This window comes from Nocardia sp. NPDC058633, from assembly GCF_042717045.1.
Classification (GTDB): domain Bacteria; phylum Actinomycetota; class Actinomycetes; order Mycobacteriales; family Mycobacteriaceae; genus Nocardia.
Genome location: NZ_JBHXRA010000006.1, coordinates 24,218 through 48,296, shown reverse-complemented (window position 1 = coordinate 48,296; position 24,079 = coordinate 24,218). Strand labels below are relative to the sequence as shown.

General features: G+C 66.6%; 23 protein-coding genes. 10 read left to right on the top strand and 13 right to left on the bottom strand.

The window, feature by feature from the left end; genetic code table 11:
- The first annotated feature begins 13 nt into the window (after nucleotides 1-13).
- Nucleotides 14-349, top strand: coding sequence for a hypothetical protein (locus ACFWUR_RS09160; RefSeq protein ID WP_378904334.1), 336 nt, complete (start codon nucleotides 14-16; stop codon nucleotides 347-349).
- Between the two features lie 106 nt (nucleotides 350-455).
- Here ACFWUR_RS09160 and ACFWUR_RS09155 read toward each other — a convergent pair whose 3' ends face one another.
- Nucleotides 456-1,352, bottom strand: coding sequence for a hypothetical protein (locus tag ACFWUR_RS09155; protein WP_378904331.1), 897 nt, complete (start codon nucleotides 1,350-1,352; stop codon nucleotides 456-458).
- 6 nt (nucleotides 1,353-1,358) lie between these two features.
- On the bottom strand, nucleotides 1,359-2,228 hold the full coding sequence (locus ACFWUR_RS09150) for a 3-hydroxyacyl-CoA dehydrogenase family protein (protein WP_378904328.1): 870 nt from the start codon (nucleotides 2,226-2,228) through the stop codon (nucleotides 1,359-1,361).
- 257 nt (nucleotides 2,229-2,485) lie between these two features.
- On the opposite strand from ACFWUR_RS09150, the gene ACFWUR_RS09145 reads away from it, so the two are divergent.
- The 6 genes from ACFWUR_RS09145 to ACFWUR_RS09120 all read left to right on the top strand — a co-directional run bounded on the left by ACFWUR_RS09145 (nucleotide 2,486) and on the right by ACFWUR_RS09120 (nucleotide 8,130).
- Complete coding sequence (locus tag ACFWUR_RS09145) at nucleotides 2,486-3,841, top strand: hypothetical protein (protein WP_378904325.1); 1,356 nt, start codon at nucleotides 2,486-2,488, stop codon at nucleotides 3,839-3,841.
- 109 nt (nucleotides 3,842-3,950) lie between these two features.
- The gene (locus ACFWUR_RS09140) at nucleotides 3,951-4,742 is read left to right on the top strand and encodes a TIGR03084 family metal-binding protein (protein WP_378904322.1); all 792 of its coding nucleotides are present in this window, start codon (nucleotides 3,951-3,953) and stop codon (nucleotides 4,740-4,742) included.
- Between the two features lie 340 nt (nucleotides 4,743-5,082).
- Nucleotides 5,083-5,802 (top strand): hypothetical protein, encoded by a 720-nt coding sequence (locus tag ACFWUR_RS09135; protein ID WP_378904319.1) that lies wholly within the window; start codon nucleotides 5,083-5,085, stop codon nucleotides 5,800-5,802.
- Nucleotides 5,799-7,016, top strand: a complete 1,218-nt coding sequence (gene lhgO / locus ACFWUR_RS09130; RefSeq protein ID WP_378904316.1) for an L-2-hydroxyglutarate oxidase — start codon at nucleotides 5,799-5,801, stop codon at nucleotides 7,014-7,016. The genes ACFWUR_RS09135 and lhgO overlap by 4 nt, the downstream gene beginning before the upstream one ends.
- A gap of 69 nt (nucleotides 7,017-7,085) precedes the next feature.
- A complete protein-coding gene (locus ACFWUR_RS09125) occupies nucleotides 7,086-7,565 on the top strand; it encodes an SRPBCC family protein (RefSeq protein ID WP_378904313.1) in 480 nt (159 codons plus the stop codon).
- A gap of 10 nt (nucleotides 7,566-7,575) precedes the next feature.
- A complete protein-coding gene (locus ACFWUR_RS09120) occupies nucleotides 7,576-8,130 on the top strand; it encodes a ribonuclease H (RefSeq protein WP_378904310.1) in 555 nt (184 codons plus the stop codon).
- 95 nt (nucleotides 8,131-8,225) lie between these two features.
- On the opposite strand, the gene ACFWUR_RS09115 is transcribed toward ACFWUR_RS09120, so the two are convergent.
- From ACFWUR_RS09115 to ACFWUR_RS09075, 9 genes are all read right to left on the bottom strand, one after another.
- Complete coding sequence (locus ACFWUR_RS09115) at nucleotides 8,226-8,996, bottom strand: hypothetical protein (protein WP_378904307.1); 771 nt, start codon at nucleotides 8,994-8,996, stop codon at nucleotides 8,226-8,228.
- Between the two features lie 133 nt (nucleotides 8,997-9,129).
- Complete coding sequence (locus ACFWUR_RS09110) at nucleotides 9,130-10,308, bottom strand: MlaD family protein (protein ID WP_378904304.1); 1,179 nt, start codon at nucleotides 10,306-10,308, stop codon at nucleotides 9,130-9,132.
- The gene (locus ACFWUR_RS09105; RefSeq protein ID WP_378904301.1) at nucleotides 10,305-11,393 is read right to left on the bottom strand and encodes an MCE family protein; all 1,089 of its coding nucleotides are present in this window, start codon (nucleotides 11,391-11,393) and stop codon (nucleotides 10,305-10,307) included. The genes ACFWUR_RS09110 and ACFWUR_RS09105 overlap by 4 nt, the downstream gene beginning before the upstream one ends.
- Before the next feature lie 8 nt (nucleotides 11,394-11,401).
- The gene (locus ACFWUR_RS09100; protein WP_378904298.1) at nucleotides 11,402-12,502 is read right to left on the bottom strand and encodes an MCE family protein; all 1,101 of its coding nucleotides are present in this window, start codon (nucleotides 12,500-12,502) and stop codon (nucleotides 11,402-11,404) included.
- A complete protein-coding gene (locus tag ACFWUR_RS09095; protein WP_378904295.1) occupies nucleotides 12,499-13,494 on the bottom strand; it encodes an MCE family protein in 996 nt (331 codons plus the stop codon). Before ACFWUR_RS09095 ends, ACFWUR_RS09100 begins: the two co-directional genes overlap by 4 nt.
- Nucleotides 13,491-14,516 (bottom strand): MCE family protein, encoded by a 1,026-nt coding sequence (locus tag ACFWUR_RS09090; protein WP_378904292.1) that lies wholly within the window; start codon nucleotides 14,514-14,516, stop codon nucleotides 13,491-13,493. Before ACFWUR_RS09090 ends, ACFWUR_RS09095 begins: the two co-directional genes overlap by 4 nt.
- The gene (locus ACFWUR_RS09085; RefSeq protein ID WP_378904289.1) at nucleotides 14,513-16,012 is read right to left on the bottom strand and encodes an MCE family protein; all 1,500 of its coding nucleotides are present in this window, start codon (nucleotides 16,010-16,012) and stop codon (nucleotides 14,513-14,515) included. The genes ACFWUR_RS09090 and ACFWUR_RS09085 overlap by 4 nt, the downstream gene beginning before the upstream one ends.
- Before the next feature lie 7 nt (nucleotides 16,013-16,019).
- Complete coding sequence (locus ACFWUR_RS09080) at nucleotides 16,020-16,883, bottom strand: MlaE family ABC transporter permease (RefSeq protein WP_378904286.1); 864 nt, start codon at nucleotides 16,881-16,883, stop codon at nucleotides 16,020-16,022.
- 3 nt (nucleotides 16,884-16,886) lie between these two features.
- Entirely contained in the window at nucleotides 16,887-17,741 is an 855-nt protein-coding gene (locus ACFWUR_RS09075; protein ID WP_378904283.1) for an MlaE family ABC transporter permease, read from the bottom strand.
- Nucleotides 17,742-18,230: 489 nt separating this feature from the next.
- Between ACFWUR_RS09075 and ACFWUR_RS09070 the strand changes: the two genes are divergently transcribed.
- A complete protein-coding gene (locus ACFWUR_RS09070; RefSeq protein ID WP_378904280.1) occupies nucleotides 18,231-18,899 on the top strand; it encodes a S1 family peptidase in 669 nt (222 codons plus the stop codon).
- Between the two features lie 55 nt (nucleotides 18,900-18,954).
- On the opposite strand, the gene ACFWUR_RS09065 is transcribed toward ACFWUR_RS09070, so the two are convergent.
- Both ACFWUR_RS09065 and ACFWUR_RS09060 read right to left on the bottom strand, forming a co-directional pair.
- Entirely contained in the window at nucleotides 18,955-20,412 is a 1,458-nt protein-coding gene (locus tag ACFWUR_RS09065) for an MFS transporter (RefSeq protein ID WP_378904277.1), read from the bottom strand.
- Between the two features lie 34 nt (nucleotides 20,413-20,446).
- Nucleotides 20,447-21,064: a hypothetical protein gene (locus tag ACFWUR_RS09060; protein WP_378904274.1), complete on the bottom strand. Its 618-nt coding sequence runs from the start codon at nucleotides 21,062-21,064 to the stop codon at nucleotides 20,447-20,449.
- A gap of 220 nt (nucleotides 21,065-21,284) precedes the next feature.
- Between ACFWUR_RS09060 and ACFWUR_RS09055 the strand changes: the two genes are divergently transcribed.
- The gene (locus tag ACFWUR_RS09055) at nucleotides 21,285-22,445 is read left to right on the top strand and encodes a serine hydrolase domain-containing protein (protein WP_378904987.1); all 1,161 of its coding nucleotides are present in this window, start codon (nucleotides 21,285-21,287) and stop codon (nucleotides 22,443-22,445) included.
- Between the two features lie 36 nt (nucleotides 22,446-22,481).
- Nucleotides 22,482-23,819, top strand: coding sequence for a cytochrome P450 (locus tag ACFWUR_RS09050; protein WP_378904271.1), 1,338 nt, complete (start codon nucleotides 22,482-22,484; stop codon nucleotides 23,817-23,819).
- Nucleotides 23,820-24,079: the final 260 nt, after the last annotated feature.

Sequence of the window (24,079 nt, the reverse complement as noted above, 5' to 3'; positions counted from 1 at the left end):
AGGAGCTGAAATCATGTACGCGCACCTCGTCTGGTTCGACCAGCCACGCAACGCGACCGAACTCGCCGCCGTCGACTTCGCCCGCACCCATCGCATCGAGCCCGCCGTCGCCACCGTGCCGGGCCTACTCGACTTCTACGAACTGCGCCGTGCCGACGGTTCCGGCGTGGTGATCGGCATCGCCGAGACCGAGGAAGCGCTGCACGCCGTGCGCGCGGCGATCCTGGCCACCGACCTGCTGCCGGGGGAGGACCCGGCACTGTTGCCCGGCGCGGACCGGGTGGAGATCTGCCCGGTGCTCACCCATCGCGACCGTGCCGCCATCTACGCCCAAGGGGCACTGTCATGAACCTGATCGCGTGGGGCAGCCGAATGCCGGTCGGCCGGTGTGTCGGCCTCGCCGTACAAGCCGTGCTGCGGCCGACGACCCCCGATCGTGGGCGAGAGACGCGCGACTACAGGTCGGCCAGCGCGAGCCCGGTGAGCGGGCTGCCGATCCGGACCAGCTCGGTGTCGGTGCCGGTGCTGAGGTCCACCAGGCGGATGGTGCCGCCCAGATCGCTCACATAGAAGCGGGTAGCGAAACCGGTCACGCCGATCGCCTCGCGGTAGCCGGTGGAGACGATCGTCGGGGTGCCCACTTCCGGCTGGACCTCGGCCACGTAGAGCGCGTTGCCGTGGGGGGCGGCGCCGCGGTCGGTCCAGACGAGATCGCCGACACCGTGAAGTTCGACATCGATCGGCTCGGGCAGGTTTTCCCAGAGCAGTTCGATATCGGTGCGGGCGGCGGGATCAGCGCCGGGCGGCAGCGCCATGGGGACCCGGAAGATCCGGCCGTCGCCACTCTTCGCCCCGCCCTTCTGGGTCCAGTAGAGCAGGCGACGGTCGAGGTCGAGGCAGATCCCGACGCACCAGTTGCGGGGGACGCGCGCGTCGGCCTCGCCCTGGCCGGTCACCACTACCGCGTGCAGGTCGTCACCGTTCAGATCGCAGGTGAGCACCTGCATACCTTCGCGGTCACACCAATACAGTCGGCCCTGTTCGAAATCGGCGGCAAGCTGTTTGCCGGTGGTGAACGCGCCGACCGCGACGATCGTGGTGCGGTTGCCACCGTCGAGGTCGACGCGCTCGATGGAACCGTTGCGGGAGAAGAACTCCGGCTCGACACCGCGCTCGGGGCGCGCGTCGGGTGTGCCCATGTTGGTCCAGTAGATGTGGCCGCGCAGTTTGTCGACGACGACACCGTCTGGAAACCGATCCAGACCGTCGACCACGGTGCGAATGCGTTTACCGTCCAGCGAAACAGCGTGCATCACACCGGCTTTGAGATCCAGCGCCACTATTTCGGTCATCGACGATCAGCCCTTTTTCGGGTAGTCGTCGTAAAATCCCTCGCCGGTCTTCACACCGAGCTTGCCCGCGTCGACATATTTCTTCAGCAGCTCGACCGGGCCCTTCGGCAGGTTCGGATTCTCCTGCTCGTAATGCTTTTCGATATCGAGCACCACATCCAGGCCCACCTGGTCCATCATTCGGAACGGACCCGCTTTCGTTCCGAAATTTCGCATGAACATCTCGTCGATATCGGGTGGAATCGAGACGCCCTCGTAAACCACCTGCAGCGACTCGCGCTTGATGGCGGCCCAAATTCGGTTGAAGATGAAGCCGGTCGACTCCTTGCGCACCAGATACGGGTGCAGGCCGTACTCCGGGAAGGTCGTCAGAACGAAGTCGAGGACGTCGGTGCTGGTGTGGCCGTCCGACATCACGTCGAGCACCGTCGACTGCGGCGGCATGTAGAAGTGGGTGTTGAGCATCCGGTCGTTGGTCTTCAAGCCCTCGGTGAACAACCGGCTCGCATACGACGACGAGTTCGAGGCCACGATCGCGTCGGCATCGGTGTCGGAGTCGAGCTGGGCGAAAACCTTCTTCTTCAGGTCGAGGATCTCCGGAACAGCCTCCACCACCAGCCACGCGCCCTTCACACCGATCGCCTGATCGGGCACGTATTCGGCGGTCCCCGGCGTGCCACCCGGCACCGTGGCGGCCACCTCGGGTAGCTGTTTCTCCACGAAGGCGACGGCCGCGTTGCCCACGCCGCCGTCGGGATCGATGATCCGGACCTCGCCGCCCCTGGTGGCGAACATCAGCGCGATCCGCCTGCCCAGGGTGCCACCACCGATCACGGCGACCGGACGCTCGAAATGATTCGTGGGAACAATGCTCACGGCAACTCCCTTTGCGCAGGCGACGGAGAAGAACTCGGTGACGCGGACAACAGCCCATGCCAGCCTAATGGACATGGGCGCACAGCCGTCCTCTGCGGCTCGGGGGCGGCCGGAGGGGCGCGGGGCGCCGACGGGGGATCACCCGGCCACGGCACGCGCGGACTTGCGTTGACACCCCGTCACGACCGGCCAGAATGTGATTGCCTTATTCTCACGTTCTTCACGTATTTCGCGCGTCAGCACTAGGGGGCTACTCGATGACCACACTGGCCTCTGGACTGTTCATCGACTGGGAACAGCTGACGGGGCAGTCGAAATTCGTCGTCGAGCTGGTCAGTTTCCCGATCTTCAGTGCACTCGCGGGCTGGCTCACCAACTGGACCGGCGTGCTCATGCTGTTCTGGCCGCTGTATTTCAAGGGCTTCCGGGTTCCGCTGCTCCACGTGCTGTACCCCTACCTGCCCCGGCGCGTCCAGGTGCTGCCGACCTTCTCCGGCGACGGGCGCATGCTCGGCTTCCAGGGCTTCATCCCGGCTCGCGCGGAGAAGATGGCCAGCATCTGCGTGGACTCGGCGCTGTTGCGGATCGGTAGCCCCCGTGACTTCATCCACGAGCTCGACCTCGACGGCATCGGCGACTACCTCGCCGAACGGGCTCGCGATCAGGTGCAGCCGATCGTCGACGAGATCATGAATCGGGAGAACCCCGACCTGTGGCGGTCGCTGCCGCGACCGGTGAAACAAGCCATCTACCAGCGGGTCGACCGGCAGTTGCCCGCGCTGTGCCGGCGTGCGTTCGAAAGCCTCGGCGACAATATCGACCAGTTGCTCGACGTGAAGAACTTCGTGATCCGGTATCTGGAGAAGAACCCGGCCATCCTCAAGGACCTCACCACCACCATCGCCGCGCCCGAGCTCAAGTTCATGGCGCGGATCGGTCTGCTCGGTGCGCCGTTCGGCCTGATCCTGGCGCTGTACCTGCACGTGCACTCGAAGATCCCCTACTTCGGCGCGATCCCGGCCTGGGCGATCGTGCTGTTCGCCTCGGCCATGATCGGCGTGACGGTGAACGTGATCGCGATCAAGATGGTGTTCGAACCCGGCGATCCCCAGCCGCGCTACAAGTACCTGTGGCGTCAGGCGCTGCTGGCCAAGCGTCAGCCCCAGGCCGCCACCGACCTCGCGCACATCCTGGCCTACCAGGTGCTGACCGTGGAGAACCTGTCCGTCGAGCTGCTGGAAGGGCCGAACGGGGACAAGACCCGTCAGCTCATCGAGCGGGTGGTCTCGGAGGAGATCCACAAGCAGCTCGGGGCCACCGCGTTCATGGTGCGGGCCGCGATGGGCAAGAAGCAGTTCGAGAATCTGGCGGTCTCGGGTGCCGGCGCCGGGGTGATCTCGGCGCGCACGATGATCGAAGACGAGCAGTTCGTGCTGGAACAGGCGAAGAAGATCGACGACTTCGCGGCACGCAAGCTACGGACACTGACGCCCGGTGAGTTCATGGAGATGTTCTACGCCTCGGTCGAGCAGGACGCGTGGTTGCTGTATCTGCACGGTGGAGCGCTCGGTATCGGTGTCGGCGCGCTGCACCTGCTGACCTTCGGTTGGTAGGGCATTTCAAGAACAAGCACGCGTGCTTGCATTTTGGAGTGGTCGCTGCGACCCTTGGTCACGACGGCGCACCGACACCGGGTCGCGCCATGATCGGCAAGGGAACTCCATGGCTGACCTCGCAGCGCTGCTCGACGATTTCGCCGCCGAATGCGCGGATCTGGAAAACCTGGTCGCACCACTGTCCCCGGAACAGTGGACGACGCCGACGCCCGCGCCACGCTGGGACATCGCCACCCAGATCGCCCACCTGACCTGGACCGACGAGGTTTCGGTGATCGCCGCGACCGACGCCGAGGCCTTCGCCGCGTTCGTCGCCGAGGCCGCGCCACGCGTGCTGACCGTGGTCGACGAAGGCGCCGAGGACATCGCCCGGACACCGCCCACCGACCTGCTGGTTCGCTGGCGAGCCGGTCGTGAGCGGCTGATCGCCGCACTGGCCGCCGTCCCGGCGGGCACCAAACTGCCGTGGTTCGGCCCGCCGATGAGCGCCGCGTCGATGATCTCGGCCCGCATCATGGAGACCTGGGCGCACGGCCAGGACGTCGCCGACGCACTCGGTGCCACCCGCACGCCCACGGCCCGCCTGCGTACCGTGGCCCACATCAGCGTCCGCACCAGGAACTTCGCCTACCTGGTCAACGGCGAATCCGGGCCAGCCGAAGAGTTCCGGGTGGAGCTGACGGCTCCCGACGGCACCCTCTGGACCTGGGGCCCCGAGGACGCCACCCAGCGCGTCACCGGCCCCGCCGTCGATTTCTGCCTGATCACCACCCAGCGCCGCCACCGCGACGACACCGACCTGGTCACCGAAGGCCCCGATGCCGACCACTGGCTCGGCATCGCCCAAGCCTTCGCGGGCCCTCCTGGTGCGGGTCGCGCGGCGGGCCAGTTCGCCTGACAACCCCACACCCCGGAACAGGCGAGCGCCAGTCTCAGAGCGCCATTCGAGCCGACTGCCCCGGACTTCATTGGCCGGGGGTGACCACCGTGGCAGTCGCGAATGACGCTCGCCTGCCCCCGTCAAGTACCCCGTTCGGCGGTGTGAGAAACACTTACCCACGCGAAAACACACCCCGACAAGGACTGATGCGTCAGCATTTCAGATGTGGCTCTGATCTCAGTCGTGTGAGGCGGCAGTGGCACCGAGCACCACGTACCGTGGAAATCAGCACGTGGCTTTCAACGATGCGGGCCCGTTCAACCCGGGTATACCCACAGCCACAGGAGGGAACCGCATCGTGACCGCACATCGACCAGCTCAGATCGTGCGCCTGTCCGCGATCATCTTCTCCGGCGCCGCCAGCCTCTGCCTCACCGTGGCCGCGGGCGCCTACATCGTCAATCACATGCCCGAACTCACAGCGCCGCCCGCCGAGGATTTCGCGAGACCGGGCGCGACGCCGAACCCCGGCCATCACCGGCCCTTCTCGGTCGAGGACTCCGCACCGCGCGTCGACGGCGTCGAATTGGTCATGTCCTTCGGAGGGCCGACACTGTCCACCGAGCGCTCGGCCCCCGCCGCGACACGCACACCGGTCACCGCGCAGCGGTTCGGCGCCGGTGCGCGACCGGATGATTCGCGGTTGACCGGGCGGGTGGGCATCGGCGGCACCTACGTCGGCGCGCAAGTGGCACCGCCACGCGACGACGCCGTCGCCTTCACCGTCGACACCAATCTCGTGACGGTGGCGGCGAAATACCTCGGTATGACTGTGGATCCGACGGCCGTTACCGCGTTGCACACCGAATTCGACGCGGGCCGTGGCGAATTGGTGTTCGTACTGTCGGACCCCGGCCTCGGCAGTCACACGCTGCGCGTCGAGGGAGCGGCGCTGCCATCGGACCCCGCACCGACCGAAGCGCCCGGCACCGAGCCCGCCGCACAGCATCCGGCCCACGACGACACCGACGCACCGCGGTCGCCGACCGAGGAACCGCCGACTACCGTCGGCGTGTGACTTCTCGCGGCACCACGAGCGGTGCGTACGACTTCTGCGTGGTCGGCGGCGGCATCGTCGGCGTGGCCACCGCGCATCGGCTGCTCACCGAGTATCCCGGAGCGAGCCTGGTACTCATCGAGAAGGAAGCCACCCTCGGCGCGCATCAGACCGGGCACAACAGCGGTGTCATCCACTCCGGGATCTACTACCCCCCGGACAGTTTGAAGGCACGGCTGTGCCGGGCCGGTGCGCGGTGGACGAAGGAATTCGCCGACGCCAACGACATCCCGTTCCGGGAATGCGGAAAGCTGTTGGTAGCCACCGATTCCGCCGAGCACGCACGGATGCTCGCGCTCTACGAGCGCTCGATCGCCAACGGTGTGCAGGTCGAGGCGATCGATGCGGCCGAGTTGCGGCGGCGCGAGCCCCGGATCTCCGGTGTGGGAGCGCTTTTCGTGCCCGCCACCGGCATCATCGACTATCGCAGGGTCACCGCCGCCTTGGCCGCGCAGGTCGAGTCGATGGGTGGACAGATCCTGCTCGGCACCGCGGTGGACGCGATCTCCGAGAACGTCTCGGCTGTCACGGTTTCGGGACCGGCGGGCTCGATCACCGCGCGCACCCTGATCGTCTGCGCGGGCCTGCAGGCCGATCGGATGGCGCGAAAGGCGGGGATGGACACCGATTTTCGCATCGTCCCGTTCCGTGGCGAGTACTACCGACTGCCCGCCGAACGGGCGGACCTGGTGCGCACGCTGATCTATCCGGTGCCCGATCCCGCGCTGCCGTTCCTGGGCGTCCACCTGAGTCCCACCATCGACGGCGAACTCACCGTCGGCCCGAACGCGGTGCTCGGACTGTCGCGGGAGGGCTACCGCAAGGGCAGCGTGAACCGGCGCGACGCGCTCGACGTGCTGGGCTTCGCCGGCGTGCACCGGGTGGCCCGCGACCATCTCGCCACCGGGCTACGCGAGCTGCGCAATTCGGTGTTCAAGCGCGGTTACCTCGCCGAATGCCGCAAGTACTGCCCCGAACTCCGCGCCGGCGACCTGTTGGCGCACCGCGCGGGGATCAGGGCGCAGGCGGTCTTGCGCGACGGCACGCTGGTGCACGACTTCCTCATCGAACGCACGCCGCGCTCGATCCATGTGCTCAACGCGCCGTCCCCGGCCGCCACGTCGGCGATGCCGATCGCGCGGTACCTGGTCGAACAACTCCATTCCGCTAAATAAACAGGAGATTTGTAGTACTTTTGCCTCCTGTACGCGTGGGTGACAACCCATCCGGAGCAGGGAGGGCCGATGGGCCACATCAGGTTTGCCAGTGACGTCGGCGCCCCCGTCGACGCCGCCTTCGCCTTTGCCGAGAACTTTCGCCACGGGCCCCAGTGGATGTTCGGCGTCACCGATGTCACCCCCCTCGGCGACCCCGATCAGGGCCTGGGCTCCGCCTACGCGGTGAAAGTCCGGCTGTTCGGGGTGATTCCGCTGCGATACTCGGTGGAGATCACCGAATATCGGCGCAATGCCGTGATCGGGTATACCCTGCGTGGGCGGGTATACGGAACCGTTACCCTGCGATTCGATCCACTCGGCTACGAACGGTCGGTGCTGACCTCCGAAGCCGACTATCCACCACCACGCGGCATGTTCGGCCGCCTGTGCCACGGTCTCGGCTTCGCTGACGCGGCCGCGAAATCGGCACTGCGCCGAACGGAATCGCGGTTGCGAAGGGAGATAGAGGCATTTCACGGTACCGATCTTGTCGGCCGTATCACCTAGGGTGGCGGTCATGATCATCGTGAGCACCGACGGGTCCTGCCTGCGCAATCCCGGTGGTGCCATCGGCTGGGCATGGGTGAATCATTCCGGGCCCGCCGACAGTGGTGGCGCGGCCAGCGGCACCAACCAGATCGCCGAGCTACGCGGAGTGCTGGAAGCCATTCTCGCCCACCCCGGCGCCGAACCGATGCTCATCGAAAGCGACTCCCAGTACGCCATCAAGTGTGCCTCGGAGTGGATCACCAGCTGGCGCCGCAACGGCTGGCGCACGTCCACCGGCGGCGCGGTGAAGAACGTCGAGATCATCAAGCAGATCGACCGCGCCATCACCGACCGCGAAGGACCGGTGCGGTTCCGCTGGGTACGAGGCCACGTGGGCAACTACTTCAACGAACAGGCCGACAAGTTGGCGGGCGAGGCCGCTCGTGGAGCGCGCGATGGCATGCTGGTACCCGTGGTGGCTGCCGCCCCAGAACCCGCGGCGCCTGCCGCAAGAACTACGGTCTCCACAGGGAAGTCGGTCGCAGCGCAAGCGCCGGTAGCAGGGGCTCTCACCCTGTTCTAGGCGCGGTGCGACCGGAGTGGGACCGCACAACGAAACGCCGCGGGCGATGCATCTGCCCGCGGCGTTTCGGTTGGCTCAGTTCGGCGAAGAGATGCTCAGTTCCCTGGTTCCGGAGCCGGAGCCGGAGCGGGGGCAGGCACGGGGGCCGGGGCAGGGGCTTGACCTGGTGCCGCACCACCGGTGGGGTCGCCACCGTTCTTGAGCAGCGGCGAGTCCAGCTTGCTGACCAGCCACTTGTCGCCGGAACGCTCGAGGCTCATCTCGATCGCGAACATCATCCGGTCGGGAGTGGCCTGGGTGAAGTTGGTGCGGTACTGGGTCATGGTGACCATGGCCTTGACGTCGTCGGTACTGCCCGACATGTACGCGCACTGCACGTCTTCACCGGTCGACTTGACCTGGGCCTGCACCATGGCGCCCTTGAGCGCCTCGCTGGCATCGCTGAACTCCTTGAGGTAGTCGCCGGTGGCGCCCGCCTTCATCGACGCGATGTAGCCGTCGAGGTCCTTGGAGTAGTCGTAATTGGCCAGGATGGCGCCGTAATCGCAGGCAGCCTTGGTCGAGGACGCGATGGCGTCGAGCTTGTCGGCCTTGCTGTTGTTCTGCAGGAAGAACACCACGCCCGCGGTGATCGCGCCGACCGCGACCACACCGGCCACACCTGCGGCGATCCAGCCCGTCGAGCTCGATGTCGCGCTCGAGGCAGCGGTCGCCGCCGGCGCCTCGGTCGCGGTCTGCGCCTTGACAGTCGGCTGATCGACCTCGGGAGTCGCCGCGCCACCCTTCACGGTGTCGTCGGCCTTGGCCAGATCGGGCTTGTCGCCTTCGGCAGCATCGGACTTGCTCTGGGCATCGTCGCTGGTCATCGAATCAATCCTGCTCTTTCCCGGCGCACATATCGCACCGATTTCTGTGTGTGGTCCGTGAGCCGGGCCACACGTGTTCCCCGCGAGTATGCCCGGTCAAGCTGTGAACAGCCTGGCCGGGCATCCACAGTGCTTACTTCGCGGGAATAGGCGTGCGCTCGTTCGGGTCGACACCGGGCGGCATCTGCGCGCCGTTGTTGGGCACGTTCGGGCGCGGGGCGTTGGCCGAACCACGGATCTGCAGGCCGGGAGGCGGGTTGGTGCAGTAGTTCCACTTCGGAATGCTGCCGTCCTGGACCTCTTCGTTACGCCGGTACTCGGTGTCGTAGTTACACGTCGGACGCGGCCAGATGTCGATGATGGTGTGGAATTCGCCGTCGTGGGCCGGGGCGCCGATCGAGCCGAGGCCCAGCGCCAGCGAGGGGAACAGCACCCGCATCGCGGGCTGGCGCAACTGCGCCGCCTTGGTGATGGCCGCGAAGTTGGCCGCCAGCGAGCTGATCGGATCGGCCGTCTTGTCGAGCACCGCGCCGAGGGTTTCGAACTGGCCCGGCGCATTGTCGAGCACGCCCTGCAGCTCGGCGTTGGCATTGTTGAACTGCGTGAGCAGCGAACCCGAATTGCGGGTGAGCGTCTGCAGATCCGGCTGTGCGTTCGAGGTGGTCTCGGCGATCACCCGCAGGTTGGCGATGAGGTTCACCGTCTGCGGGAGCAGGTTTTCCAGACCCGCGACCACCAGGCTCACACCGTTGATCAGGCCGCGCAGCTGGTCGGGCCCGGCACCGAGCGCGATGTCGAGCTCGTCGAGGATGATGCTGAACTGCTTGGGATCCACCGAGCCGATCAGCGCGCTCGTATCGTCGAGCACGGCCCACACCGGGACCGGCGTCTGGATCTGTTCCGGGTTGAACTTGATCACCGCGCCGTCACCGAGGAACGGGCCGACATCGCTCTTCGGACGGAAGTCGATGTACTGCTCGCCCGCCGCCGACAGCGCCGCCACCTGGATCATGGTGTCGACCGGGATCTTGAAGTCCTTGTCGATCTCGGTCTTCGCGGCGATGGCCTCACCGTCGTTGATCAGTTCGATCGAGGTGACCTTGCCGATCCGGAAGCCACGCAGGGTCACGTCGTTACCCGGCTGCAGACCACCGGAACGGTCCAGGTTGACGGTGACGTCGTACTCGGACCGAAGCGGATTGACCCGCATCACGTTGACCAGCAGGTATGTCCCACCGAGCAACAGCACGAGTACGAGCGCGCCGTTCGCCAGCAAGATCTTGCTGCTTGCGAACTTCTTCAGCCTGCTCATCGGTGGCCTCCCACTCGGCCCTGAACGATCTGCAGCACCTGGATGAAGCTGCCGACGAAATCGTTCACATCGTTCATGTCCCAGAGCTTGCTGTTCGCCGGGTCGGTCAGCAGGCCCACATCGAGGTTGGTCAGCGTCGCGTACGGCGCCAGGCCCTTACCGCGGAACGTGGCGTTGGCACCGGGGCGGATGGCGTGCAATTGATCCATCACATAACCGAAGTCGTCGCCGGTCGCGGCCAGCGCGTTCATCAGGTTGTCGAGATTGGTGAGCAGATCGGAGAGCTGATCACCGGTGGTGTTGGAGTAGTCACCGAGAGCCGCGGTGGCCGTGGCCAGCTTGGTGAGCAGATCGCCGATCGCCCGGTTGTTCTCGGCGATCGCGCCGATCGCCTGGGGCAGCGTGTCGGCCACTTGGCCGAGCTGACCCTTGTTGACCTCGATGGTGTTGGCGAGGGTGTTGAACTCCGTCAGCACCGAATCGACCTTGGTGCTGTTGGCGTTCAGCTCGCCGATGACACCGGTCATCTCGTAGATCAGATGCCCCAGTTCACCGCCGTGACCGTTGAGGATCGAGCCGAGTTGGGTACCGAGCCTGCTCAGGCTGGCGACGCCGCCGCCGTTGAACAGCATCGACACCGACACCAGCAGCTCTTCCACCGTGGCGCCCGCCGACGTGGCGTCAAGGCCCAGGGTGTCACCCTCGGCCATGGTCTCCGCGCTCGTGATGTTCTTCGGCTGGTTCAGCGCGATGAAGACGTCACCGAGCGGAGTGGCCTGGCGCAACTCCGCGGTACTGCCCTTGGGCAGCTTGAAGTCGGTGTTGATCTCCATGTCGACCACGGCCTCGAAGTCCTTGGTCTTGATCGACGACACGACGCCGACATCGGAACCACCGACCTTCACCTTGGCCTGGTCGGGCAGGTTCAGCGCGTTCTCGAACTTCGCGTGCAGGGTGTAGGTCTCACCGCCGGTGCCCGGTTTGGGCAGCGGCAGATCCTCCACGGTGAAGCCACAGCCGGTCGTGATCGCGACCGTGGCCAGTGCGGCCGCGGACAGCAGCGCGCGGCGGGCCTTCATCGTCATTCGTCGGTTCATTTCGTCAGTCCGAGCAGTGCGGCGGTGAGCCCGTAGTCGGGGCCGAAGTCCTGGACGTTCCCGGTGCGGCAACCATCGGCGCGCATCTGGATCCGCTCACAGAACACACTGATGAGCTCGCCCGACAGGGCGGTACCGATCAGCGCGTGCAGCCGGACGAAACCCTTTTCCTTGTTGATCGCGCCGTCGATGTTCTGCATGAGCATCGGGACCACGTCGACGATTTCGACCATCGCGCCCGAGTTGGCACGCAGCTGGTTGGTGACGTTGGTCAGCCCGGTCAGCGAGGCGGCCAGTTCGTCCTGGTGCCCGGCGAAGGTCGTCGAGGTGTTGGCCAGGAACTGGTTGAGCTGATCGAGGGTGGCCTGCAGGCCGGGGGCCTGTTCGGCGAGCAACCCCGACATCGCGGTCATCCGGTCGCTGAAATCGCGTACCGACTGATCGTTGTCGGCCAACATCGTGGTGAGCTCGTTGAGCTTGATGATGATGTTGGAGATGGCGTCTTTGTTGTCGACACCGACCTTCAACGCCCCCGAGAGCGCGTCGAGAGTTTCGCGGATCTTCTGGCCGTTGCCGTTGAGTACCGGGTAGAGCACCCGGCCCGACAGCGGGCCCAGCCCCTCTTGGCCCGGTTCGGGTTTCAGCGCGGCGGCGAACTGGTCGATGGTCTTGATCATCGTGTCCAGCTCGACGGGGGTCCTGGTGCGTGCCTTGGGCAGGTGATCGCCGGACTTCAGTGTCTCCCCGCCGGTGTAGGGCGGGCTGACCTCGATGTGGCGGTCGGTGACGATCGAGGGCGAGATGATCGCCGCGATCGCGTCTTTCGGGACCTTGACGCCGGCGTCGATGGTCATGTGGACCTCGACGTAGGTGCCCTTGGGCACGATCTTGTCGACCTTGCCCACCGCGAGGCCGAGGACCATGATCTCGTTGCCCTCGTACATGCCGGCGATGTTCTCGAAGTCGGCGGTGATCTTGGTCGAACGGCCGAGAGCGTCGTCGAACTGACTCGGCAGCAGCGAGCAGCTGCCCAGTGCCAGCGCGGTGGTGGCGATCATCATCGTCCGCGCGATGCGGAGCTTGTTGGTCAGTTTCATCCTTGGCACCCCTGGATCACCTGAACGAAGCACAGCCAGTTGTCGGGGAACAACCACGGCAGCGCGACCGAGCCGTAGTTGCCGTTGCCGAGGGCGTTGTTGAAGTAACGCGCCGTCGGCTGCCCGATCTGCAGCAGCTTGTCGAGATTGTCCTTGTTCTTCTGCAGACCCTCGGCCATGGTGTTGAGCTGGCCGATGGTGCCGCCGAACTGATTACCGTTCTCGGCGCCGATCTCCTCGAGCTGACGGGTCAGCGTGGCGACATTGTCGAGCAGCTGACGCAGCAGGCTCTGCCGTTCCATCACCCGGTTGGCGATGGCCTCGCCCTGGGTGATGACGAGCAGGATCGAGTTGCGGTTGTCGGCGAGCAGCTGCGTGACCCGGTTGAGGTCCTTGATCAGGCTGTCGACCTCGCCCTTGCGCTGGTCGACGACCTTGGCGACCGCGCCGACGCTGTCGAGCGCCTGCGCCACCAGCTCGGGCGAGTCGCCGAGCTGTGAGTTGATGGTGTTGAGCGAGGCGGCGAGCTTCTTGGTGTCGAGCGCCTCGAACTTCGGCGTACCCACCTGCACCACGTCGGCGATGTTGTACGGCACGTCGGTGTTGGTGCGCGGGATCGTCTTGTTCTTCAGGCCCGATCCGTCGCCGGGCTGCAGGTCGACGTAGCGCGCGCCGAGCAGGGTCGCCATCTTGATCGCGGCGTGCGCGTCGGGACCGAGTTTCAGCGAGCTGTCCACATCGAGGGTGATCACCACGTGATCGCCCTCGATCTTCGCGCCGGAGACCGTGCCGACCTGCACACCGGAGACCGCGACCTTGTCGCCGGTCTTGATGCCCGCGGCCTGCACGAATTCCGCGTCGATGGATTGTTTTCCGAGCCCGATGAACTGGAAGATGCTCGAACCGACCAGCAGCAGCACGATGCACAGCGCACCGACCACACCCAGCCAGAAGTTGCGGTTACCGATGAAGGCTGACTTGATCTTGCTCATCTGCACACCTCGGAATGGCCGGTGCCACCGATCTGGCTGAACAGACCGCGCGGGAACAGGACCCCGTACAGCGAAACGTCGAGGCCACACAGGTAGGCGTTGGCGTGGGTGCCTTCCGACGTCATCCGGCCGAGGTCGGCGAGCATCGAGGGCATATCGATGGCGACCTGGTCGAGCTTGGCGCCGTTGGCCAGCAGCAGGTTCAGCGCCGCGGTGGACGAGTTCTGGGCCATCGCCAGCTTGGGCTGGATCTTGCTCATCATCCCGACCAGCGCGGTCGTCGAATCGGCGAGGGTGACCGTGGAAGCCTGCAACGACTGGCCCTGGTCGTAGAGTCCGCCGATCAACGCCCGGGTCTGGGTAACCAGGGTCTCCAATTCATCCCCTCGCTTTGCCAACCCGGCCATCACGCCGGACAGGTTGGTGATCACGTCGGACAGGATCGCGTCCCGACGTTGGAAGTCGGTGGCCAGCTGGGCCGCCTGGATGATGAAGGCCGACAGCGACACCCCGTCACCCTGCAACGCCTGGATCAGCGTCTCCGACATCGCGTTGACCTCGGCGGGCTCGAGCGCCTGGAACAGCGGCTGGAAACCGTTGAGCAGGGCCGAGATATCGAACGAGGGCTCGGTGCGATCGAGCGGAATGGTGGAACCGCCCTTGATCGGCTCCGGGCTCGGCGCCCCACCCGGGGTCAGCGCGACATAGCGCTGACCGATCAGGTTCTGGTACCTGACCAGCGCCTTGGTGTCGTTGAACAGTGTCTGGTCGCTCTGCACGATGAACGACACCTTGGCGTCGTTCTTGCCGTCGAGCTCGATTTTCTCGACCTTGCCGACGCGCACGCCGGCCATCCGGACATCGTCGCCGGGCCGCAGCCCGAGCACATCAGTGAAGATCGCGGTGTACTTGCGGGTATCACCGTCGACCGTGCGGGCCAGTGTGTTCCACACGACCACGGTGACCAACAGTGAGACGAGCGCGAAGATACTGAACCCGATCAGTGGCTTGCGGATACTCATGCGCCACCCCCGTTTTCGGACACTTGCAGGGTTCCGCCCTTCAGAATCGGACCGAGCAGCAGATATTCGGACGCGTTCGGCTTGCGACCGAGCAGCTGAGTCATCGCCGCGTCACCGGTGTAGGAGATCGGTGTCGCGGCAGGCGTTGTCGCCGGAGCGGGCGCCGAGGCCGGTGCGGCCGCCGGAGCGGGCGCGCCACCCAGCACACCGGGCAGGCCCGGAATCTGGATCGGCGGGACGATGCCCTCGAGCGGTGTGCCCTGGAACGGCTTGATCTCGGTGCCGTTGGCGGTCTGCATCGGCGCGACACCGGGACTGGTCAGACCCGGAATGTCGGGCATACCGGGGATCGACACCAGCGGCGGCAGACCCGCGGCCGAGTCGAGCCTGCGCGGACGCAGGTTTTCCGGCATCGGCGGCAGCGAGGCCTCGGCCGGTGCGGTGAAGCAGCTCGGTCCGAGCAGGTCGCCGTAGCGCGGGCAGTCGGCGACGGTGTTGGGCTGATACGGCGTCAACGTGAGGCCGGCGTTCCACACCATCTGCTTGCCGTGCGGGCCGCCGTGGAAGGTGGTGTTGAGCTGGGCCAGCGAGGGACCGAACACCCGGAACAACTCGGTGATCGAGGCCGGGTCGGCGGCCAGCGAACCCAGGGTGGCGTTCATGCCGACCGTGACTTCCTTGCCCACATCGGGATTGGCCGCGAAAAGGTCGTTCACCCGATCGGTGGTGGCGCTCGCACCGGCCAGCAGCGCGATCAGCTGTTCGCGCTTGGTGGCGATGGTGTTGGCGGTCTGCACCGAGGAGCCGAGCACGTCGAGCAGTTCCGGCGCCGACTGGTTGAGCGCGCGCGCCGAGTTGGAGAAGTTGTCCAACATGCCGCCCACGTTCGGGCCGGCATCGGCGACCGTGGTCAGCCAGTGGTCGAGGCGCTGGATGGTCGAGCCGGGGACCCGGCCGCTGCCGTCGAGTGCCTGGGTGAGCGTGCCGAGCACGCGTCCCAGCTGCACCGGATCGACCTCGTTGAGGATGTCGCGCACCGTGGTGAGCGTGTCCTGCAGGGCGATCGTGCCCTTGCTGCGGTCCTCGGGAATCTGCGAACCCTCACGCAGGTGCTCGCTGGTGGCACCGTTGTAGACCAGCTCCACGGAGGTGACCGCGAACAGGTTGGACGGCACGACGCGTGCGGTGACGGTGTTCGGGATGCCCTCGGCGAACTCGGGCTTGAGCTCGATGTTCACCTTCTGTTCGGCGTTCTTGCCGATGTCGACGTTCTTCACCACGCCGACGAGCACGCCGCGGAACTTCACGTCGGCATCCGACGGCAGGCCGTCACCGGTGGTCGACAGGTTCGCGACCACGTTGACCTTGGGTACGAAGTGACCCTGGTACCTGGCCGTGAGGAAAACGAGTATCACAGCGAAGACGAGCAGGCCACAGGCGCCCGCCACGTACAGCTGCTTCATGGTGGGTCCGCGCCCACTCGGATCGATGATCATCGCGCGTTTACCCCGAGATCCTGATGCCGGGGTCGATGCCCCAGATCGCCAATGTCATGAGCAGGTCGGCGAACACGACCAGGATGATGCACATCTTGATCGCGCGGCCCGCCGCCACGCCGACGCCTTCGGGACCACCCGAGGCGAAGAAGCCGTAGTAGCACTGGATGAACGTCGTGATCATGACGAAGATGATCGCCTTGAGCATCGAGTACAGCACGTCCGTCGGTACCAGGAATTGGAAGAAGTAGTGCGAGTACGTTCCCGATGCGGTACCTCCGATCAACTGCACGGTGACCGAGCAGGCCAGGTACGCCATCGTGAGGCCGAGGCAGTACAGCGGCACGATCGCCATCACCGCGGCCATCATCCGGGTGCTGACCAGGTAGGGCAGCGGGCGGATGGCGACCGATTCCAGGGCGTCGATCTCCTCGGAGATACGCATCGCGCCCAGCTGTGCGGTGAAGCGACAGCCCGCCTGCGCGGCGAAGGCCAGCGCCGCCAGCAGCGGACCGAGCTCGCGAGTGGTGGCGAACGCCGAGATGGCGCCGGTGATCGGGCTCAGGCCGAGCAGGTTCAGCGAGGTGTGGCCCTGAATGGCCACGGTCATGCCGCCGAAGGCGCTGATGATCAGGATGACGCCGATGGTGCCACCACCGACGACGATATTGCCGTTACCCCAGGTGACGTCGGAGAGCAGCCGCCAGATCTCCTTGGGGTACTGCTTGAAGGCCAGCGGGATGGAGCCGACCGAACGCAGGAAGAAGAAGACCTGGTGACCCAGGCGCGCGAGCATCCCGCCGGGCGCCTTGCCCGCCTTCTTGAGCGTGTTCAGTGGCCGCAGTAGCGGCGGTGTGTAAGTAGATGACATGGCTCAGACCACCTGTGGGGGGAAGACGGCGGCGTAGATCTGGGTGATCGCCACGTTGACACCGAGCAGCATGACGGTGGAACTGACCACCGCGGAGTTCACCGCGTTGGCGACACCACCGGGGCCACCGCGCGCGTTGAGGCCGCAGTCGCAGGCGATGATCGAGGCGATCAGCCCGAAGAGGACCGACTTCAGCAGCGCCACCGCCAGGTCGCGGGTGACCGCGAACGAGGCGAAGGTGCTCATGTAGGAGCCGGGCGTACCGCCCTGGGCGAAGATGTTGAACATGTAGCCGGTGAGGAAGCCGACGAAGACGACGAAGCCGCAGAGCAGGAAGCTGACCAGCATCGCGGCGCCGAGGCGGGGAGCCACCAGGCGGCGCAGCGGATCGACGCCCATGACCTTCATCGCGTCGATCTCTTCACGGATGGTGCGCGAGCCGAGGTCGGCGCAGATGGCCGAACCGACGGCGCCGGCGATCATCAGCGCGGTGACCAGCGGGGCGCCCTGCTGAATGATGCCGAGGCCGTTTGCCGCGCCGATGAACGAGGTGGCGCCGACCTGGCCCGCGATCGCGCCGACCTGGATCGAGACGATCACCGCGATCGGGATGGCGACCAACAGGGTCGGTGCCGCGGCGACACTGGCCATGAACGCGGACTGCCGGACGAACTCGTCGAAAGGAAAACGCCGACGGAAGATCGCGACGAACAACTCCGTGATCGCTTCGATACCCATCGTGATCTGTCGGCCGAAGGTTTCCAGCGACTTCTTCGGGTGGTCGTCCCAAAGGCCCTTCGTCCAGTCGACAGCCTCGCTGACTCGTGAACGTGTGGGCGGACTCTCGGTCGACTGCACTGCATAACCCCTCTCGACGCCGGACCCTCAACGCTCCGGCGACTTGTTTGCTTGACGCACCTTACTACGGAGTAGCGCAGAACACATCACCGACATGTGAGCGCTGTCATAGATAGAGGTCACTGTCCGAAACGGCTATGAGACCTGCCATGCCGGACCCTACCGCCCGCAATTCCGAGGTTCCGGAGATTACGCGCTAAGAGCTTTTCCTACATGGTTTCCCAGTACCGGCGGTCGCGGTAAAGAAATATTGCGGAAGTTTGTCATTCATAACGAAGTCCTCGCCGAATTATCCGAACACATCACGCGAGAAACACGAACGACGCGCCGCGACACGATTTCAATAGGGAATCGCTATGACAACCACGGCGCGACAGTGTCGACGACACGGCGGCAAACGCACCGGTCCGGAGGCGCGCCCGGGACCGAATACAGGCACGATAGACAGACCGTATTGATACCGTGCGAACTTCCGACATCTGGAGGGACATGTTCAGCAAACTCGCCAAGGTGGCCAACACCGCCTTCGCCCTCGCCCTCGGTGCAGCGCTACTCGGCACCGGCGCGGCCACCGCGCAAGCAGGCCCCCCGGTGATCGGCGGCGGCTCAGGCATCGTGATCGACAACGCGTTCGAGTGCACCGTCACCACGGTCGGCTACGACGGCGCGGGCAGGCTGGTCGGGCTGACCGCGGGCCATTGCGGCGACGCCGGGGCCACGGTCAGCGCCGAAGTGGATCGGGGCTACGGCGAGATCGGCCGGTTCGCGTACAGCAATGCCGAACTCGACTACGCGGTCATCGAGTTCACGCCGGGCCGGATCACGCCGGTCAACCGGATCGGCAACGTCAGCATCACCGGCGTCGGCGGCCCCGCGCAGTTCCCGACGATCGTCTGCAAGGAAGGCCGGACCACCGGCAACACCTGCGGCATCACCTGGGGCGACGTCTTCGCGACCAATACCGAGACCTGGTCACAGATGTGCGTGGTCGAGGGCGATTCCGGCGCGCCGGTGGTCGTGGGCTCCACCTTGGTCGGCATGGTCAACGCCTACCTGGCCGTGGCCTGCATCGGGCCCGAGGTCGGGACGAATATGAACTCGATCATGGACGACATCAACGCGCGCGGTGGGGTAGGCGCGGGTTATCGCCCGATCTAGTCTCTGGGCTCTCCGGATGTCGAGCGGGTCGCGTGGTTGTCCACGCGACCCGCTCTTATTTCTGTGTAGCGGAAGATTTCGGCGCGAGCGCGGGCCCGTCGGCACCCGCGCAGTGCGGCAGGCAGTCGACACGGTCGGGCTGCGGCGGCTGACGCGGCACGCGCAGCGCGACCGCGGCGATACCCGCGCCGATCAGCAGCAGCAGCGCGCACCAGCGCATCGCGGTGTCGAAGCCGGCGGCGAAGGCAAGTGGGTTGTCGAACGCACCCGACAACCCGGCCAGGCCGGGCAACGCCGCCACGGCGAGCAGCTGTGCCGTTCGCGCGACGGCGTTGTTCACCCCGGACGCGATACCGGCCTCGCCCGCACGCACCGCGGCGAGAACCGCCCCGGTCAACGGCGCTACCAGCACCGACAGCCCGAGCCCGAAGACGAACACGCCGGGCAGCACATCGGTGAGATAGTCCGCACCCGGCCCGATCCGCTGCAGCGCGAACACCCCGGCCGCGGCCAGCAGCGGACCGATCGTCATCGGAATCCGCGGCCCGTGCCGTTGCGCCCACCGTCCCGCGGGTGCCGAGAGCACCAACATCAGCAGCGTGACGGGTAGTCCCGCGGCTCCCGACGCCATCGGCGAGTACCCGGCGACCAGCTGCAATTGCAGAACCAGCAGGAAGAAGACGCCACCGAGCGCGGCGTACACGAGCGACGTCACCAGATTCGCCGCCGTGAACACCCGTGACCGGAACAGCGACGGCGGTACCAGCGGATTCGGGCTGCGCAGTTCCACCAGCACGAAACACACCAGCGCGGCCACCCCGACCGCGACCAGCACCACCCGGGAATCGATGAGCCCCAGCGTGAGGGCACCGAGCGCGAAGGCGACGATCACCGCGCCCGGCACATCGATGCGCGTGGGGGCCTGCGGATCACGGCTTTCCGGCACGGTCTTGATCGCGACGACCGCGACCAGCAGCGCGAGCGGCACATTGAGCAGGAATATCGCCCGCCAGCCGACCAGATCGATCAGTCCACCGCCGAGCAGCGGCCCGAACGCGCCTGCCACCCCGCCGAGCCCGGACCACAGTCCGATCGCACTGCCCTGATCCCGTCGATCGATCGACGCCGAGATCAACGCCAGGCTTCCCGGGGTGAGCAACGCGCCCGCCACGCCCTGGAGCAGTCGCGCGCCGATGAGCATCTCGATATTCACCGCGGCCGCGCACAGCAGCGAGGTGATCGCGAATCCGATTATGCCCCAGACGAATACGCGACGTCGGCCGAGCCGGTCGCCGAGCGCGCCACCGAGCAGGATGAACGAGGCGAGCGTGAGGGTGTAACCGTTGACGGTCCACTGCAACCCGGCGACGTCGGTGTGCAGGGATTCGCCGATGCGTGGCAGCGCGACGGAGACGACGGTGGCGTCCAGCGACGCCATCGACGAGCCGAGGATGGTGGCGAGCAGGATCCACCGGCCGGTGGACGACTTCAGCCGAACCGTCTGGGGCACCACTCCAAATTAGCCCCCGGGCATATCTTTCGTCGTACTACAGGCTCTCCACGCAGACGACCACGCGACGCTCGGCGTACTTGAAGCCCGAATCGGCGGCATCGGGGCAGTCGTCGACGCTGTCGGAGTTCTTGTTGATGGTGATCACCTTGACCGGTTCGGTCCCGCCCTCGCCGCACTCGATGCGCGTGGGTTCGTCGCCGCCCACATCGATGCAGCCGCCGACGACCCAGTCGATGTCGAGGCACAACGCGCCGGTCTCGATGCCGTTGAGGGTCTCGGCGTAGAAGTTGTCGCGGTCACCCACGCAGCCGCTGCTGGTCTTGGCTTTGCCGATGACCTTGTAATTGGACGAGCGACTACCGCACGCGGCCTTCTCGATGGTCGCGTCGTCGACGGTGCCGCCGAGCGACACGCAGTCCCCGATATTGGCTTGGAAGTCGGTTTTACCGCTCTTGCTCGACGTCGGCGCGGGCTTGCTCGTGGTCGACTTGCCCGGTTTGGTGGTCGGCGTCGCGCTGCTGGTCGCCGGGACGACCTCGATCGCCGGCTGGGCGTAGCCGTCGATGGTGCCTCCGCAGCCGGTCGAGACGAACGCGGTCACGGTGATGGCGATCGCGCCGACGAGCCGGCCGATGGGCAAATCTGCAAACACCTACTGTGAATACACCACTCGAGCCACCCTCGTCGACTCAAACCCGATGAATCGATCCCTGCGATACCCTGGGGACTCCTGTTGCCAGGTGCGGCGCAGGGCCCCCGATCGCGTATCAGGAGGTAATGGTGGTTCCCAGGAGAACTCCGAGTAGCGCACACACATCGTGAGCAGTACCCCGTCACCGGCACCGGCCGACGACTTCACGGCGCCACGACAGATGGTGGTCGATCCGCGTTTCATCCGCCTCGCCGACCATTTCTTCGGGATGTTCACCCAGCCCAGTCGCGGTGGCGGTGCGCTGGCGATCTATCTGAACGGCAGCCCGGTCGTCGACATCTGGGCGGGCTGGGCGGCCAAGGACCAGCGCTGGACCGGCGAGCACATCGCGCTCACCTTCTCCACCGGCAAGGGCGTGGCCGCCACTGTGTTGCACCGGCTGGCCGAGCGCGGGCTCATCGACTACGAGGAGCCGGTGGCCACCTACTGGCCGGAGTTCGGGGCGCACGGTAAGGACGACATCACCGTGCGCGACGTGCTGTCCCACCGCGCCGGCCTGCACCGGGTGCGCGGGCTGGTGCCCGGCCGCGAGGGCATTCTCGACTACGACGCGGTGGTGACCGCCCTCGCCGAGAGTCCCGCCGATCCGCGCCGCATCCGCAGTTCGGGCTATCACGCGATCACCTTCGGCTGGCTGGTGGCCGAGATCGTGCAGCGGGTGACCGGCGACCCGTTCACCGAGGTGCTACGTCGAGAAGTGGCGCAGCCCTTGGGAATCGACGAATTCTGGTTCCAGGTGCCGCCAACTGAGCGGCATCGGATCGCGAAGATCTTCCCGCATCTGGCGCCGCCGGGGATCCGGTGGAACACCGCGTCGTCGGTGCTGTCGTGGGTGCGGCCCGCGCGCGGACTCGCCGAGGCGGGCATGCCGGAGAGTTTCGACGAGCTGGTCCGCGACCCACGCGTGCACGACGCGGTGATGCCCGGCTGGAACGGGGTGTTCTCCGCGCGAGCGCTGGCCGCCATGTACGGCGCGCTCGCCAACGACGGGCAGGTGGGCGAGGTGCGGTTGCTGCGGCCGGAGACGATCGAGACGATCAACCGGACCCAGCAGACCAGCAGCCGCGACTACGTCCTCGGGCTTCCGCTGCGGTTCACCCTCGGCTATCACCGGCCGGTGCTGATGACCAAGCAGCAACCGCGAAACGCGTTCGGCCACTACGGCGTAGGCGGCTCCGGCGCGTACGCCGATCCCGATCTGCGCATGTCGATCGCGTTCGTCACCAACCGATTGGGTGGAGCCGTCACAGCGCTCGGCGACGCGCGATTGGCCAAGCTGGCGGCGATCGCCCAGGGGACGGTCCGCACGGCGCGTGCCTGATCGAACCGTCGTGAGGAGTTTGCCGTAGTACCCGACATGAGTTCGCTGAGCCCCGCGCCCGCCACGCCGCGGTGGTCGTTGCTGCACGGCCTGGCCGCGGGTCGGGATTTCGAGGGCTACCTGCGGCGACGTGCGGCGCGCAGCGATCCGTTCGCGGTCGGGTTTCCCGGGTTCCCGGCGGTGCTGTTCACCGCGACGGCCGAGGGAGCGCGCGAATTGTTCCGGGCACCGGCCGCACTGCTCGAGCCGCCGCGGCCCAACCCGATCGAGCCGATGGTCGGGGCGGCGTCGCTGATTCTCAGTGCGGGGACGCGGCATCGCACCGATCGCGCGCTCCTGGCACCCGCGCTGCACGGTGCGCGGGTGCGGGCACTGGGCACGGTGATCCGCGACGCGACGCGCGAGGAGATCCATGGTGGCGCAAGCGGTCCCTGGCGGCTCGGCGCGCGGATCGACGCGCTCGCGGCGGCGCGCGCCATCACGTTGCGGGTGATTCTCGCGGCGGTGTTCGGTCCCGACCCCGATCGCGCGGCCGACTACGGCGGCGTGGTCACCGATTTCCTCGCCGCGTTCAGCACACCGCTGATGGTGGCCCCCGTATTACGCCGTGACATGGGCGGTTTCGGCCCGTGGGAGCGGTTCACCGCGGCTCGACAGCGGCTCGACGAGGTGATCCTGGCCGACATCGCCCGACGACGCCGCACCGGCCCGGCCGACGGCGACCTGCTCGACCTGCTCCTGGCCACCCACTACGACGACGGCACCACCCTCACCGACACCGAACTCTGCGAACAGTTGCGCACGCTGCTCGTGGCAGGCCACGAAACCACCGCGACCACCCTCACCTGGGCGCTCTACCACCTGCACCGCGAACCAGGCCTGCTCAACCGCCTGCTCGCCGAGCTGTCCGGCGCCGGCGACGACCCCGCCGAACTGGCGCGACTGCCGCTGCTCGACGCCGTCTGCCAGGAGACCCTGCGTCTGCACCCGCCGGTGCCGATCGTCTTGCGCACCGTGACGGAGCCGTTGCGCTGGCGCGGCGTCGACGTGGCGGCTGGCGCCACCATCGGCCTGGCCGTCGGCGTACTCCACGGTCAGGCGTCGATCTGGCCCGCGCCGCGGCTGTTCCACCCCGACCGCTTCCTCGACCGTAAGGTCGGCCCGTTCGAGTTCGCCCCCTTCGGCGGCGGGCACCGGCGCTGCATCGGCGCGACGCTGGCCGACTACGAGCTGCGGCTCGTGCTCGCCACCCTGCTGACCGACGTCCGGTTGGCGCTCGACCCCGCGCTCGCGCTCGGCGCGCGACCACGCACCGTGCCGCGCAACCTCGCGACCGCGCCGGATCGGGCGATCCACTTCACACGCACCGGGTGATCTGCCTCACGTGACGTTTGAGAGTCACACCGCTGTGCTTCCCGGCTGTTCGCGCGCACCGCTGTCGACTCGCCGCTGTGAGCGCGGCGTTTGCCCGAAGCTGATGAATAACAGCGTGTTATGTGATGCACGGCACAACGTTGCGCCGCTGTTATCACCGCGCGGCACAGCTGGCACCGAGTCCGCGGGTACGGGTAGGAATGGAGGGTCAGGGTCGGGGAGTCGTTACCCCCGTGGAGACCCGTTGCGGCCTCTGCGTC